Source organism: Mucilaginibacter sediminis (genome assembly GCF_051903035.1).
GTDB lineage: Bacteria > Bacteroidota > Bacteroidia > Sphingobacteriales > Sphingobacteriaceae > Mucilaginibacter.
Map to the genome: position 1 here is coordinate 3,521,968 of NZ_CP170602.1, position 13,282 is coordinate 3,535,249.

Consider the following 13,282-nt stretch of genomic DNA (forward strand, 5'->3'; position numbering starts at 1 on the left):
CATCTTAGCTTAGCACATTAATATATTATAATGCAAAAGCGTACTCCAATATTATTCCTCAGCCTGCTTTGCCTGGCAACCATTACTTTAAACGCCCAAACGCGTGTTAAAAAAGCTGTATTTATTATTGCTGATGGCATTCCGGCCGATGTTATCGAAAAACTAAACACACCCAATCTTAAACTAATAGCCGCGCAGGGGGCTTATTTACGGGCTCATGTTGGAGGCGAAAAAGGCGGCTATTCACAAACGCCAACCATATCTGCCAACGGCTATAACAGCCTGCTTACCGCTACGTGGGTTAATAAACACAATGTTTGGGGCAACGATATTAAAGCGCCCAACTACAATTACTGGGACATTTTCCGGATGTTTAAAAACGCATATCCCAGTAAAAAAACCGCCATATTTTCAAGCTGGACAGATAACCGCACCAAACTCATTGGTGATAACCTGCCCGCCGCCGGCAACATCCACCCGGATTACGCTTACGATGGCTACGAATTGGATACCGTTAAATTCCCGCACGATAAAGCCGGTAATTACATGCACCTGATAGACGAGCAGGTAGCATCATCGGCAGCAACTTGTATTAAAGATAAAGCGCCCGATTTGTCATGGGTATACCTGGAATACACCGATGATATGGGCCACCGTTATGGCGATAGCCCGCAATATTATGACGCGATAGAAAAAATGGATGCCCAGGTTGGCCGCATTTGGCAGGCTATGCAATATCGCCAAAAAAACTTTAAAGAGGACTGGGTGATATTTGTAACTACCGACCATGGCCGCGATGAGCAAACCGGTAAAGGCCATGGCGGCCAAAGCACCCGCCAGCGCAGCACCTGGATGGTAACCAGCTACAGGCCTTTAAACAATTACGCTAAGTATTATACACCCGGTATTGTGGATATTACCCCATCCATCAATAGCTTTTTAAATGTAAAAGTCCCTGAAGCACAATTGCGCGAGGCAGATGGAATTTCGCTCATCGGCGCGGTATCTGTGGCCCAGCCCGAAGCCAATTTAGTTCAGGGTTTGCTTGATGTAAGCTGGAAAGCCATGGACGGCAAAGGCAAAGTAAAAATATGGGTAGCCGCCGCCAATAATTATAAAGAAGGCAAAGCCGATGAATATAAATTATTGGCTGAAGTCCCGGTTACTACCGAACATGCTTTAATCGATGTAAAAAACATGCCGTCTAACTTCTACAAAGTTGCTATTGAAGGCGAATTGAATACGGTTAACCGTTGGGTGATTGTGAAATAGATTCAAGGGAGAACATCATTATCTAAAAATTTTCAAATTCAACATTCATTAAATGAGCACACGCAGAAACTTCATAGGCACAAGCCTTACAGGCATGGCGGCTTTAACTTTATTACCGGCCGTTAACTCATTCGCCAATACAGACGGCAGCTATCTGCGCAAGCGTAATAGCAAACTTAAACTGCGCTTCGCTCTCGTGTCCGACATTCACTACGGCCAGCCCGGCACTGATTTTGCCACCAACACGGGCAATATGGTTAGATGGCTAAACCAGGATCACGATAAAAATCATTTGGATATGGTGATTATAAACGGCGATTTGGTGCATAACCGACCCGACCTGCTGCCCGAAATTAAATCACAATATTTTGATAAATTGAGTGTGCCCTATCATACCATCCCGGGCAACCATGATTTTGCCGATGCCTCGGTTTGGAAAAACAGTTTTGGTTACGAGGATAAGTACACCATTGAGTTTGGCGATATTGGTTTTGTACTGGCCAATACTGCCGATACTAAGGGAACCTACATTTGCCCCGACAACGTATTTATAAAAGCCGCCCTTGATAAGTTTACCGATAAAAAAATTGTGCTGGTGGTGCTACATATCCCGCCGATAAACTGGAATAAAAACGATGTGTTTGTGGATTGCCCCGAAACTATCGAATTACTTCATAAATATCCCAACGTAAAAGCCGCTTTTCACGGGCACGATCATTTACTGGATGGCGTGCGTTACACGGGCAACAAATTCCCGCATTTTTTCGACTCCCATATTGGCGGCAACTGGGGTACCGACTATAAGGGATACCGGATAGTGGAGATTGATGAGCAAAACGCTATTTATACCTACCAGGTAAATGCCAGCCAAAACCCGGTGCTGAATTCAAATAAATTTTAATCTCCCGCGAGGTTAGCGCAGCGTAACTCGTGGGTAAATCTGGCCGAAGCCTGTGGCTTCGCGGTTCAGCTGAAAGCTGAAACAATCTTGGTCACGGGTTACCCTCCACGACAGTTAGCGCTAACGGAATAAGCTTATAGCGTCGGGAATATATAAGCATCAAACGATACATTGTTTTTATTGCATGATACTTGTTAAATGATTGAGGTATCAAACGTACCCGTGTTGGCCAACAACCCGCACAAATAGTTGGATGCGCCTAAGTTGCGCGATCAGTACAGTGTTAACCATGATAAAATACAAAATATTGATTATCAATTATTTATAAAAAATACATCTAAAATGTGTTAAGTTATGTTAACCTTATCTCCCGCGAGGTTAGCGTAGCGTAACTCGTGGGTAAACCTGGCCGAAGCCTGTGGCTTCGCGGTTCAGCTGAAAGCTGAAACCAGGTTGGTCACGGTTTAAAACCCCGCGACAGTTGGGACACGGCTTAAAGTCTTCATTCTTAACTCTTGACTCTATTTTTCACAAGGATATTTCAACCCCACCTGCGCCCTTGCCTTATTTATCATATCAATCATCTGGCGCGACACTTGATGTGGGATGATCGGGCTTTCTGTTAGTCCGCTCCGTATCAAATTACAAAAGTGTTCCAGTTCGTAGTTCAAACCTCCCGCAGTAAAAGGTTCATTAATTTCAACCGAACGGCCATCCAAATAATCAATGGTAGCCCTCGCCGGGTTCCACCAGTTTTTGTGAATGGTTACGTGGCCAAGCGGACCAGCTATCAGCGCATCGCCCTTACCATGCAAATCGAAACCCGCATACAACTGTGAATACCCGCCTTTATGCATCGTCTGGAATATGGCAAACATATCAATACCCGTTTGCCCAAATCGCCCCATGGTTTGTACATCCTGCAAATCGCCAAGCCAGTCTATCGCCAAAAAAGCTTCATAAATACCTATACCCATCAAGCTGCCGCCAACAAGTTCGAGACTGTAATTTGGATGATCGGGCGGGCAATCGGCAACAGCCGACCCGGCTCTTACATAACCGGCCGCCCCAATGGGATCTGTTGCCAGGTATTCTTTCAGCTTGGTATATAAAGGATAGAAGGGCGGTTTCATTCCCTCCATAAATAATAAGCCTGTTGCCTTAACCACATCTAAAACCTCATCAAGTTCGGCTAAGTTTACAGTGGCTGGTTTCTCGCAAAGCACATGCTTCCCTGCCTTAAGGGCAGCAATGCTGTATGCTGCGTGGCTATCCGGCAGCGTTGCAATATAAACGGCATCGATATCACTTGCCAGCAAATCGTCAATACTATAACAGGCCACACCGCCATACTTGCTTACAAAGTCATCAACCGTAACAGCACGCCTTGAGTAAGATGCCATCAACGCCACGCCATCAACCGCCGCAAAGCCCTGCATAAACCGTTGGGCTATCCGTCCGCAGCCAATAATGCCCCATTTGATCATAATAGTTTAATAAGTAAAAAGTTGTACGTTTTATGTTGTACGTCGTACGTTATTAACAGCAAATATATATAATACAAAACCCGTAAACTGATGGGTTTACGGGTTTTGTATTGCTTACTGTGTAACGTACTACATAAAACGTACAACGTAAAACGTCACACTTACAACCTATTGATACTGAATATAAATAGGATACGGTTTATATCTTGATAAAACCTCCTCTGGTGTTAACATGTGGTGAGGGGCTTTTTTGATATCGTTTTTGTAAAACAATTTAAAGCCTGTAAACTGTACTGGCTCCTGGTTAATAAAATAACGGTACGTACCCGTTTTCAAATCAGGTTCGCCCCAGCCGTCCATATCCATTACCAGCTGCACTTCGGGATGTAACTTGATATTTTTGTAATTGGTCACCATCTTTTTGGTAAAGCGGTGAACTATTAAAATTTTTGCAGGCAGGCCGTTTTTCTTCACAATTTTTGCCAGGTGGTCTGATACGAAGTTGATATCTGCCGCGTCATAAGTCCCGATTTTACGGCCAGGCTTGCTGCCATCTTTCATCGAAAACTCAGGGTCCATACCAAAATGAACCTGTGGCATAGCCAGGTATTTATCTAATAAAGGCAACTCGGCCTGTATATTGCTTAAAGCAACCTGCACATCTAAAAATACAATGGCATGGGCTTTTTTTGCCAATACCAACACACTGTCAATTTGTTTAAACGGCATCCGGTAGCGGAATTTACCATCTTTACCTCCATCGCCCTGTGCTACTACTGCGATGTAGTGTAAAGCTGGCTGCACCGGTGTTTTAGGATCGGCCTTTTCCCAATGTTTTACTTCACCTTTTAATTTGGCAAGCATTTCATTTGGAGGTAATTCGCCCAAAATACCCATCTTTTTGCTATATAAGTTGCCATAAAAAGCTACTACACGTTTAAATGGCAAAATAGCACCGCCTATAGGGTATGGTGTGTTTTTTACCGGCCACCTGCCTGTAGTATCGCCATGAGCATTGAATTTCATTAGCGAATCGTACAATTTTTTATCAATCGGCGGATAATCTGATTTTTTTATGCTGAGGGTATCCGCAGCCTCGGCTTTGGCCGCATCGGTTTTAGCGGCGGCTTTCTTACTATCGGTTTTTCCGGTTTTGTCGTTTTGCGAACAGCCCGGTAATAGTATAATAGACGATAAGAGCAGGGTGGCAGATAGTAGGACGTTTTTTAATTTCATGTGTCTTTTGAAGTTCGGTAAATGGCAGGTGTATGTAAGATGTATTGTAAATGCAAACTAATTTTCAGCTACTTATAAAGCAATAAAAGCCGCTTTAGTTTGCGGCAAATATAAATATTGATAATTAATTACCTTTAAGTTTATGAAACTTTCCAAAAACTCCAAGTGGTAGTTTTGCCCCAGCGGTGGCCTGCAGGTAAAGCTCACCAATTTCAAGGTTTTGAACTTTGGGAAAAGCACTTTTGATCAGGTTTTCTATAATTACTGATGAAAAACCAAGCGAATAAGTATTCAGGATCAGGAAATGCTCTTCAGGATCAAGTAACTGCATCACATCGGCCATCATCTCATTTATGTTATCTTCCAGTTTCCACTTTTCGCCGTTAGGGCCATTGCCGTAAGCAGGCGGGTCAAGGATAATGCCATTGTATTTTTTGCCACGTTTTAACTCGCGCTTTACAAATTTAAGTGCATCCTCAACCACCCAGCGGATATTGCTCAAGCCCGATATTTCCTGGTTTTCATTGGCCCAGGTAACTACCTGTTTAATTGAGTCCACGTGTGTGGTATCCGCACCGGCAGCCTGCGCTATCAGCGAAGCCCCGCCTGTATAAGCAAACAGGTTAAGTACTTTGGGCTGCGGGGTTTTAAAACGCTTAATGTTTTGGGTTATGTAATCCCAGTTAACCGCCTGCTCAGGAAAAATACCCAAATGTTTAAACGAGGTTAAACCCAGGCGGAATTTAATGGCTGCATCATTGTTCTTATATTCAATGTGCCAGCGGTCGGGCGTTTTCTGGTCTTTTTTCACCCAGTCGCCTGCGGTTGCCGACCGACCTTTAAATTTGATATGGTGTAAGCGCTGCCACTCAGAAGCAGGCAAGCCTTTGCTCCAAACCGCCTGCGGCTCGGGGCGTATTAATATAATATTCCCAAAACGCTCCAGCTTTTCAAAATCGCCGCAATCAATCAGCTCGTAATCTTTCCAGTGCGTTGGGGTAAGTAGTTGAATCATTCTTTTTTAGTATCAAGTAGTTAGTATCAAGTATCAAGACCGCTGCACTTGTGTGGCGAAAATTATCTTTTTTAGTATCAAGTAGTTAGTATCAAGTATCAAGACTACTGCACTCGTCTGGCGCAAATTACTTTTTTAGTATCAAGACAGCTACACTTGTTTGGCGCAAATTTAGTATCTTTTTTTGGATAAGAGATTTGAATACTGAATCGCTTCATGGCCAATCCGATCAAAATCTTGTACTTGCGGCTCGATACTAACTAAACGTTGAGGCTTTTTTGAAAACCGTATATCATCTTTTGAATCTCGGTGATCTGAATACAGACAGCATCTAATGTTTCTTGGGTGATATAACCAAATTCTTTGGCAACTATAAATTGTGTTTCCAATTCAAAGGATGAACCTAAGGCAATACTTAAAAACTGATATAATTCCTTATTTGATTTTCTGCCGCATCCTTCGGCAATTTGAGGGGATAGAAATGCCTGCACGAACCATTTGTGAAATCAACCCATATTTTTCTTCGGATGGAAACGCTCTACACAATTGAAAGGTAATCTTCGATATCTCTATGCCTGCTTTCCAAACCTTTAGTTCTTTAAAATTGTGCATATCTTTTCTATTATCAAGTATCAACGCACCTGCGCTTGTATCGTTTTTAAAGATTGTATATTGGCAATTAATTCGAACTAACCATCAAAAAATCTTGATACTTGATACTAACTACTTGATACTCGCTTATAATTTCGCCTTCGCTGCCCGCATAAACCGGCTGGCAAATACAAAGTCGTTAAGTTCTTTGTTGTCGGTGTGGGCAATTTCCTTGTTGCTTCCCTCCCACCATTTTTTACCCTGGTGCAGGAAAACAATATGGTCGCCTATACCCATTACAGAGTTCATGTCGTGGGTTACTACAACCGTGGTCATGTTATACTCTACGGTAAGCTCGCTTATCAGGTCATCTATCAGGATAGAAGTTACCGGGTCGAGGCCCGAGTTTGGCTCATCAACAAAAAGGTATTTGGGTTGCATGGATATAGCGCGGGCAATACCCACACGCTTTTTCATACCGCCCGAAAGTTCGGATGGGTAAAGCTTGTTTTTACCGGCAAGATTAACACGCTCCAGGCAAAAATTGGCGCGGTCGCGTTTTTCGGCCTTTGATTGATTGGTGAACAGATTAAGGGGGAACATGATGTTTTGCTCCACAGTCATACTATCAAACAAAGCCGAGTTTTGAAAAAGCATGCCTATGTGTGTGCGGATTGGCACACGCTGCTCAAAACCCATATCGGTAAAGTTTTCGCCGTTAAAAAGCACATCGCCCTTGCTTGGTTCGTGCAGACCGACTATACATTTCAATAGTGTTGTTTTCCCCGATCCCGATCCGCCTATTATAAGGTTATTAATGCCAGGTTCAAAAGTGGAGCTGATGCCTTTAAGTACTTCATTTTCTCCGAATTTTTTATAGATGTCTTGTATTTCTATCATAAGAAGAGGCGGGAGATAATTAAATCGAACATGAGTATCATTACGCAGCTAAATACAACCCCGCGAGTTGCAGCCTGGCCTACCTCAAGCGCGCCGCCCGATGTATAAAAGCCCTGGTAACTGCATATGGTAGTAATAATAAAGCCAAACACAACTGCCTTAACCATGCATACGGTAATAATTACCGTGTTAAAGCCATCAGGCAAACCAATCAGGAAATCATCAGTAGTCACCTCGCTTGATGTAAAGCAGGCAACGTAACCACCAATAAAGCCCAATAATATAGATACAATTACCAATAATGGAAACATGGTAACACCCGCAATTACCTTGGGCGATATCAGATAACCGGGAGCATTTACCCCCATGATCTCTAAAGCGTCTATCTGTTCGGTAACGCGCATGGTACCTATTTGCGATGCCATGCTTGAGCCAATGCGGCCGGCCAGTACCAGCGATGATATAGTAGGGCTAAATTCCAAAATCATACTATCGCGGGTGATACCCCCCACAACCGATTTGGGGATTAAAGGGCTGATTAATTGAAAAGCAGTTTGAATAGTTACAGCTGCACCAATAAAAACCGAGATGATCATGATGATGCCCAAAGAACCGATGCCGGCCGAAACCATTTCGCGCATTACTTCGGCCCAGTACACCGAAAATTTTTCGGGTTTTCGAAAACTTAAACGTAATAAAAGTATATATCTGCCTAAACTTTGAATCATAGGTATATGTTAAAAATTGGATAAAATTACATTTTTAAATTTAGCATCCCAGCCGCTATTGTTTAATTGCCTAAAATAGGCGCTTTTTGCAAGCTATTAATATGGCTTACGTAAATTAGCGCCGTAAAGCTTTAACAAAAGCAAATAAAAGCGGTGCCACTAACCCGGACGCTGCAATAACGAACATTTAACTAAAAAAATATAGTACGCCATCATGAAAAATGCCCTCATCACCGGTTCAACAAAAGGCATGGGCCGCGCCATTGCCGTAGCCTTCGCCAATGAAGGATTAAACGTGGCAATTTGTTCACGAAATGAAAAAGAATTATTTGAATTCGCAGACCTGCTTAACAGGTCAAACCCTGGTATTAAAGTTTTTGCAAAGGTTGCAGATGGAAGCAATAAGGCCCAATTATTAGCCTTCGCCACCGCCGCGCAGCAGGAACTCGGTTTTATTGATGTGGTGGTAAACAACCTGGGCACTTTTATCCCATCGAGCATATTGGACGATGCAGATGACACATTTGATAAACAGCTAAAAACCAACCTGATGCCAACTTATGAACTTTATCGTTTTTTTGGCAAAACCATGATAACGGCACATAAGGGACATTTTTTTAACATCTGCTCGGTAGCTGCATTAAACCCCGTTGTACAGGCCGGCAGCTATAGCATAACCAAATACGCGCTACTGGGTTTAACAAAAATAATGAGGCTTGAAACGCAGGAGCATGGCGTAAAAGTAACGGCAATAATTCCCGGATCAACCCTGACAGATTCATGGAAGGATGCCGTGGTGGATAAAAATACCATGGTTTTGCCCGAAGACATATCATCGGCAATCATCAATATTTACAGGATGAGCCCCGGGGCCAATGTGGATGAGATTATCATTAAACCTGCGCCAGGCCAATTGTAGCTCTTAAGTCTGAAGTTTTGAGTTGAAGGTTAAAAGTTCTTCTCCCTGATTTAAGACTTAGAGCTTGAGACTTACGACTCAAGACTTCGGACTTAGAACTTTTTCACCGCTGAAACACGGCAGTTCACCGACTTGTTGACCCTGCTAACCTATAATATATAGGCGTTTTGAGCCACCATATATACCTTTATATCATCAAACAATCACAACTGAACGATATTTAAATAAAATTATGGAAAAGAAACTTTACCGGGATGAATACCGGAAGAAAATAGGCGGCGTTTGCGCCGGCCTGGCCGAGTACTTTGATATGGATGTTGCTATTATACGCGCACTATTTGTACTCACCTTTATATTTATGGGAACCGGCTTTATGGCTTATATTGTATTGTGGATAGTTATACCGAACAAAGGTGCAGGCTACTTTAACCCCAATGTTGATTATCGGGTACCGCCGCAACAGCCTTTTACCCCTTTTGACGCCAACGCACCTGCAAATCCGGGCACTCCTTTTGAACCTGCGTTCCCTAAAAAAACGTCAACACCAGCCGGTATCATTTTTGGCTGCATCCTTATATTTTTTGGGGCAGTTTTCCTGTTTCATGAATTGGGCATCTTTCGTTTCTGGCACGTGGCAAGGCTATGGCCCGCAATCCTGGTAGTTGGCGGCTTAGCGATGATAGTATCCGGACAAAAAAGGCAGCCATGGGAAAAAGAAGGCTGGCAGAATACAACTGCTGAGCCCGAAGTAAATGCAACTGAACAACCGCTGAATACAGAAGAGAAAAAAGACGATAATTTTAATAACACTCCTCCAACTATATAACCATGAAAACCGACAGACTTATTCCCGGAACAATCCTGGTATGCATAGGAGCTATATTCCTGCTCCATAACTTCCATATCTTCCATTTTCAATGGATGAATATACTTTACCTATGGCCTATATTTTTAATTATAGGCGGCGTAAACCTGGTATTTGCAGGTAACCGGTCGCCTTTGGCGACTGTAGTAAAACTGGCCGTAATAATTGGTGGATTCTCGCTGCTACTGTTTGGCAACTTTGGTAACCGCTATCATTTTTGGCCCAGCACTTTTATCAACTTTGACGACGACCATGATAACGACAACAACGACAGTAACGATGACAGCGACAGCACCAACACCGATCATGGCGTGACAAAAATTGAAGGCAGCAGTGTTTTTAATAAAGATTACACCGCCGATGCTAAATTTGCCCGCTTGAATATCAATGGAGGTGCTACTACTTATACTTTAAATGATACCACCAGCCAGCTATTTAAAGCAGAAACAAAAGAATTTTACGGCAAATATGAATTTAATGCCAACAAAGAAGATTCTGTGTATGTGTTGAACTTTAAAATGAAGGGCAATAAGGGCTGGCATTTTGACTCTGATAACAACAAATCGAACCTGGCAGATATCAAACTAAACCCGAACCCCATCTGGGACATTTATGTTGAAACAGGTGCAACAAAATTAGATTTCGATTTAAGTAAATTTAAAATAAAAAGTGTAACTTTAAAAGGTGGTGCAGCCTCATTTGAAGTAAAGCTTGGCGCACCGCTGGCAAGCACCAACGTAGAGGTATCTACAGGTGTATCAGAGGTTATTATTAATGTGCCTAAAGATGCCGCTTGCAGTATAAATGCCAACACAGGTTTATCATCAAATGAATTTGAGGGCTTTACCAAAAAGAATGATAACAGCTATGAAACCCCAGGTTTTGATGCTGCCAAAAACAAGATATACATCCACATGAATGGTGGCATATCTGATTTTAAAGTGAACCGTTATTAAACCTGCCCAACCATTACCGGGACAGAACTAATATATATTCTATTAACCGCTTCATGAAAATGAGGCGGTTTTTTTTTGGCAGAAATTTTTAAGCGACCTGCGGATGCCAAAAAACAGTAACCTTTTTTATGTCGAACTTTTTGCGGGCCTGGGCCAGATCATAATTTTCCTGCGCGTGCAGCCAAAACTCAGGTGTTGTATTAAAGGCTGCGCTCAGGCGCAATGCCATATCTGAACTAATACTCTGTTTGCCATTAATTATAGCCGACAATGTTTTACGGGTTGTTCCCAGGCCGGTGGCAACCTGCTCAACTGTTAATTTTTTTCCTGTTTCTTCCCTTATCCCTTCAAGGGTTTCACGGATTAATTCGCCCGGGTGGGCTGGGTCAAACATCTGCATTTTTTTTCTCCTTGTTAATGACAATCTAAATAATCAACTTCAAAAGCGTCTTCAGCAATAAACTGAAATATAATCCGGTAATTTTTATCAACTTTTACAGCCCAAAAGCCTTTCAATTCGCCGCTTAGCTGATGTAGTCCATATCCCGGAACATTCATATCGGCTATAGTTTTTGCAGCGTTTAAACGGGTAAGGATTAATCTGATCTTACTTACGTGTTGAGCATTTAACCTTGATGCATCCCCTTTTTCAAAAAATAGCCGCAACCCTTTATGCCGAATGCTAATGATCATTTACAAATGTAACGAGAAACGTTTCAGGTGTCAATATTTTGATAATAAATATTTATCTCTCACCCCTTTGTCATTAAACCACCATCCATATTTAAATATGTTAAATTGAAAACCATATGCTCAAAAAATAAGTTTATTTTACGGCATAATTCAACTACCATGAAACCGAACTACCTAATATTGATAATTGGCCTATTTGTATCTGCACATATACAAGCCCAGGATGTGTTAAAAGGATCGGTTTACGAAAAAAGCAAAAATGAAAAACTGGCTAACGTTTTTGTAAAAGATGTCACCAACAAACAGATCACAATTACTGATAACAACGGCAATTTCAGCATCCGCACGGCAACTGGCCATACACTGATATTTAATGCACCTGGCTATGTATCAGACACTTTGTACATTACAGATATGAGACCAAAACGGATAGATATGATATCGCAAACCATATCTTTAAGGCAGGTAAATGTAAGTGCCACCAGGGAAGCTTTCGATCCGCGTAAAGAATACCCCGAGGTTTACACCAAAAGCAGGGTATCTGTAATGTCTCCGTCAACCTGGTTCAGTAAAGAGGGTAAAGATGCGCGACGTTTAAAAAGATATTTTAAACGCGAAGAAGAAGAAAGGCAAATTGATGAAGCATTTAATGTAGATTATGTAAAAAGCGTAATACCGCTACGGGGTGCCGAGTTGGAAAACTTCATGTCGTTATATCGTCCAAGCTATGCTTTCCTTAAAAACAACAATGCCCCAAGCATGACGGCTTACATTAATGACGCTTATAAAAAATACCAGGCTTTGCCTGCTAACAAAAAGGTTTTACCTAAACTGGCACCGGCACCGGGCAGTTTGCAGTAAGCGGTTTGCAGTCGGCAGTTTATAGTCGATCATAGACTTACGAAGTTTTTGAAACTTCGTAAGTCTTAATAATCCGGAATCAATCAACCTCCGCCGCCAAATCCCCGTTGATGATCTTTTGATAAAGCAATTCTATCTGGCTTTTCAATATCCTGTCTTCTGACAGTTCGGGTAAGTTATCGACGTCAAAATATTCAACATCCAGCATGTCGAATCCTTGTTTTACGGCATTGGTTACCGCTTTGCAATGAAACACCATTTTGTAAACGTAAAAGGGCTGCGGTGGGTGAGGGTGCATTTTTTTGTCAAATACGGCCAATAATCTATCGGCAACTACCGTTAAACCAGTTTCTTCTTCAAATTCTTTAACAATTACCTCTTTGGCGCTATAGCCTACATCGGCCCAGCCACCCGGCAGGCTCCACTTGCCGTCGGCGCTTTCCTTAGCCAGCAATATTTTACCCTCGGCATTTAATAACATCCCGCGTACATCAACCTTAGCTGTAGGGTAATCATCCGGCATCGGGAAGTTAAACTTAATATCATCTTCGCCCCAACCGGTAACATTATCCAGCATTTCAATTGCTATATGCTGTAACTCGGCATAGCGTTCAATATCATATTCGTTTTTGGCATACAGCAAGCCCACATCGGCCACCGACCGCAGGCGGGTGATAAGTGTTAAAAGTTGGGTATTGTTCATCAAAGGAAATTATAAGAAAAGGTCATCCTGAATTTATTTCAGCATCCCATATGAAAGGTTGCCTACTTAATGAGTGTTTAGCACGTGGGATTCCAAAACAAGTTCGACGTAACAATGAGAAAACATCTGCACATCTGAAACGGCGCAGCCCTTAA

At 42.3% G+C, this 13,282-nt stretch carries 14 protein-coding genes and 1 pseudogene; 6 read left to right on the top strand and 9 right to left on the bottom strand.

Translation table 11 applies throughout. The features are described 5' to 3' along the window. Window positions 1-30: 30 nt before the first annotated feature. Window positions 31-1,272 (top strand): alkaline phosphatase family protein, encoded by a 1,242-nt coding sequence (locus ACFGVS_RS14265; RefSeq protein ID WP_439699109.1) that lies wholly within the window; start codon window positions 31-33, stop codon window positions 1,270-1,272. Between the two features lie 52 nt (window positions 1,273-1,324). After that, complete coding sequence (locus ACFGVS_RS14270) at window positions 1,325-2,173, top strand: metallophosphoesterase family protein (protein WP_090643338.1); 849 nt, start codon at window positions 1,325-1,327, stop codon at window positions 2,171-2,173. 521 nt (window positions 2,174-2,694) lie between these two features. On the opposite strand, the gene ACFGVS_RS14275 is transcribed toward ACFGVS_RS14270, so the two are convergent. The 6 genes and pseudogenes from ACFGVS_RS14275 to ACFGVS_RS14300 all read right to left on the bottom strand — a co-directional run bounded on the left by ACFGVS_RS14275 (window position 2,695) and on the right by ACFGVS_RS14300 (window position 8,130). Continuing rightward, window positions 2,695-3,660 (bottom strand): Gfo/Idh/MocA family protein, encoded by a 966-nt coding sequence (locus ACFGVS_RS14275; protein ID WP_439699110.1) that lies wholly within the window; start codon window positions 3,658-3,660, stop codon window positions 2,695-2,697. Window positions 3,661-3,828: 168 nt separating this feature from the next. Beyond that, window positions 3,829-4,896, bottom strand: coding sequence for a hypothetical protein (locus ACFGVS_RS14280; RefSeq protein ID WP_439699111.1), 1,068 nt, complete (start codon window positions 4,894-4,896; stop codon window positions 3,829-3,831). A gap of 124 nt (window positions 4,897-5,020) precedes the next feature. Next, window positions 5,021-5,911: a class I SAM-dependent methyltransferase gene (locus ACFGVS_RS14285; RefSeq protein WP_439699112.1), complete on the bottom strand. Its 891-nt coding sequence runs from the start codon at window positions 5,909-5,911 to the stop codon at window positions 5,021-5,023. Window positions 5,912-6,171: 260 nt separating this feature from the next. Next, window positions 6,172-6,523 (bottom strand): annotated as a pseudogene (locus ACFGVS_RS14290) (four helix bundle protein). A 126-nt stretch (window positions 6,524-6,649) separates the two neighbouring features. Beyond that, entirely contained in the window at window positions 6,650-7,402 is a 753-nt protein-coding gene (locus ACFGVS_RS14295; RefSeq protein ID WP_090643324.1) for an ABC transporter ATP-binding protein, read from the bottom strand. After that, entirely contained in the window at window positions 7,399-8,130 is a 732-nt protein-coding gene (locus tag ACFGVS_RS14300) for an MlaE family ABC transporter permease (protein WP_090643317.1), read from the bottom strand. The genes ACFGVS_RS14295 and ACFGVS_RS14300 overlap by 4 nt, the downstream gene beginning before the upstream one ends. Window positions 8,131-8,344: 214 nt before the next feature. Between ACFGVS_RS14300 and ACFGVS_RS14305 the strand changes: the two genes are divergently transcribed. The 3 genes from ACFGVS_RS14305 (at window position 8,345) to ACFGVS_RS14315 (ending at window position 10,870) form a co-directional block, all read left to right on the top strand. Next, the gene (locus ACFGVS_RS14305) at window positions 8,345-9,049 is read left to right on the top strand and encodes an SDR family oxidoreductase (protein ID WP_090643312.1); all 705 of its coding nucleotides are present in this window, start codon (window positions 8,345-8,347) and stop codon (window positions 9,047-9,049) included. A gap of 232 nt (window positions 9,050-9,281) precedes the next feature. After that, window positions 9,282-9,875, top strand: coding sequence for a PspC domain-containing protein (locus tag ACFGVS_RS14310; RefSeq protein ID WP_274211864.1), 594 nt, complete (start codon window positions 9,282-9,284; stop codon window positions 9,873-9,875). 2 nt (window positions 9,876-9,877) lie between these two features. Continuing rightward, window positions 9,878-10,870, top strand: a complete 993-nt coding sequence (locus ACFGVS_RS14315) for a LiaI-LiaF-like domain-containing protein (protein ID WP_090643304.1) — start codon at window positions 9,878-9,880, stop codon at window positions 10,868-10,870. A gap of 88 nt (window positions 10,871-10,958) precedes the next feature. On the opposite strand, the gene ACFGVS_RS14320 is transcribed toward ACFGVS_RS14315, so the two are convergent. Beyond that, window positions 10,959-11,270 (bottom strand): HigA family addiction module antitoxin, encoded by a 312-nt coding sequence (locus ACFGVS_RS14320; RefSeq protein ID WP_090643300.1) that lies wholly within the window; start codon window positions 11,268-11,270, stop codon window positions 10,959-10,961. Between the two features lie 14 nt (window positions 11,271-11,284). Beyond that, window positions 11,285-11,563 carry a type II toxin-antitoxin system RelE/ParE family toxin gene (locus ACFGVS_RS14325; RefSeq protein ID WP_439699113.1) on the bottom strand — a complete coding sequence of 93 codons (279 nt, stop codon included), beginning with the start codon at window positions 11,561-11,563 and terminating at the stop codon, window positions 11,285-11,287. A 159-nt stretch (window positions 11,564-11,722) separates the two neighbouring features. On the opposite strand from ACFGVS_RS14325, the gene ACFGVS_RS14330 reads away from it, so the two are divergent. Further along, window positions 11,723-12,424: a carboxypeptidase-like regulatory domain-containing protein gene (locus tag ACFGVS_RS14330; protein ID WP_274211862.1), complete on the top strand. Its 702-nt coding sequence runs from the start codon at window positions 11,723-11,725 to the stop codon at window positions 12,422-12,424. Between the two features lie 79 nt (window positions 12,425-12,503). Here ACFGVS_RS14330 and ACFGVS_RS14335 read toward each other — a convergent pair whose 3' ends face one another. Continuing rightward, complete coding sequence (locus ACFGVS_RS14335) at window positions 12,504-13,127, bottom strand: NUDIX hydrolase (protein ID WP_274211861.1); 624 nt, start codon at window positions 13,125-13,127, stop codon at window positions 12,504-12,506. Between the last annotated feature and the right edge of the window lie 155 nt (window positions 13,128-13,282).

What these genes read in the sequence shown, in the direction of transcription:
- ACFGVS_RS14305 (WP_090643312.1), top strand. Translation starts at nt 8,345, where the DNA reads ATGAAAAATGCCCTCATCACCGGTTCAACAAAAGGCATGGGCCGCGCC.
- ACFGVS_RS14320 (WP_090643300.1), bottom strand. Translation starts at nt 11,270, where the DNA reads ATGCAGATGTTTGACCCAGCCCACCCGGGCGAATTAATCCGTGAAACC.
- ACFGVS_RS14300 (WP_090643317.1), bottom strand. Translation starts at nt 8,130, where the DNA reads ATGATTCAAAGTTTAGGCAGATATATACTTTTATTACGTTTAAGTTTT.
- ACFGVS_RS14330 (WP_274211862.1), top strand. Translation starts at nt 11,723, where the DNA reads ATGAAACCGAACTACCTAATATTGATAATTGGCCTATTTGTATCTGCA.
- ACFGVS_RS14295 (WP_090643324.1), bottom strand. Translation starts at nt 7,402, where the DNA reads ATGATAGAAATACAAGACATCTATAAAAAATTCGGAGAAAATGAAGTA.
- ACFGVS_RS14310 (WP_274211864.1), top strand. Translation starts at nt 9,282, where the DNA reads ATGGAAAAGAAACTTTACCGGGATGAATACCGGAAGAAAATAGGCGGC.
- ACFGVS_RS14335 (WP_274211861.1), bottom strand. Translation starts at nt 13,127, where the DNA reads ATGAACAATACCCAACTTTTAACACTTATCACCCGCCTGCGGTCGGTG.
- ACFGVS_RS14270 (WP_090643338.1), top strand. Translation starts at nt 1,325, where the DNA reads ATGAGCACACGCAGAAACTTCATAGGCACAAGCCTTACAGGCATGGCG.
- ACFGVS_RS14325 (WP_439699113.1), bottom strand. Translation starts at nt 11,563, where the DNA reads ATGATCATTAGCATTCGGCATAAAGGGTTGCGGCTATTTTTTGAAAAA.
- ACFGVS_RS14265 (WP_439699109.1), top strand. Translation starts at nt 31, where the DNA reads ATGCAAAAGCGTACTCCAATATTATTCCTCAGCCTGCTTTGCCTGGCA.
- ACFGVS_RS14275 (WP_439699110.1), bottom strand. Translation starts at nt 3,660, where the DNA reads ATGATCAAATGGGGCATTATTGGCTGCGGACGGATAGCCCAACGGTTT.
- ACFGVS_RS14280 (WP_439699111.1), bottom strand. Translation starts at nt 4,896, where the DNA reads ATGAAATTAAAAAACGTCCTACTATCTGCCACCCTGCTCTTATCGTCT.
- ACFGVS_RS14315 (WP_090643304.1), top strand. Translation starts at nt 9,878, where the DNA reads ATGAAAACCGACAGACTTATTCCCGGAACAATCCTGGTATGCATAGGA.
- ACFGVS_RS14285 (WP_439699112.1), bottom strand. Translation starts at nt 5,911, where the DNA reads ATGATTCAACTACTTACCCCAACGCACTGGAAAGATTACGAGCTGATT.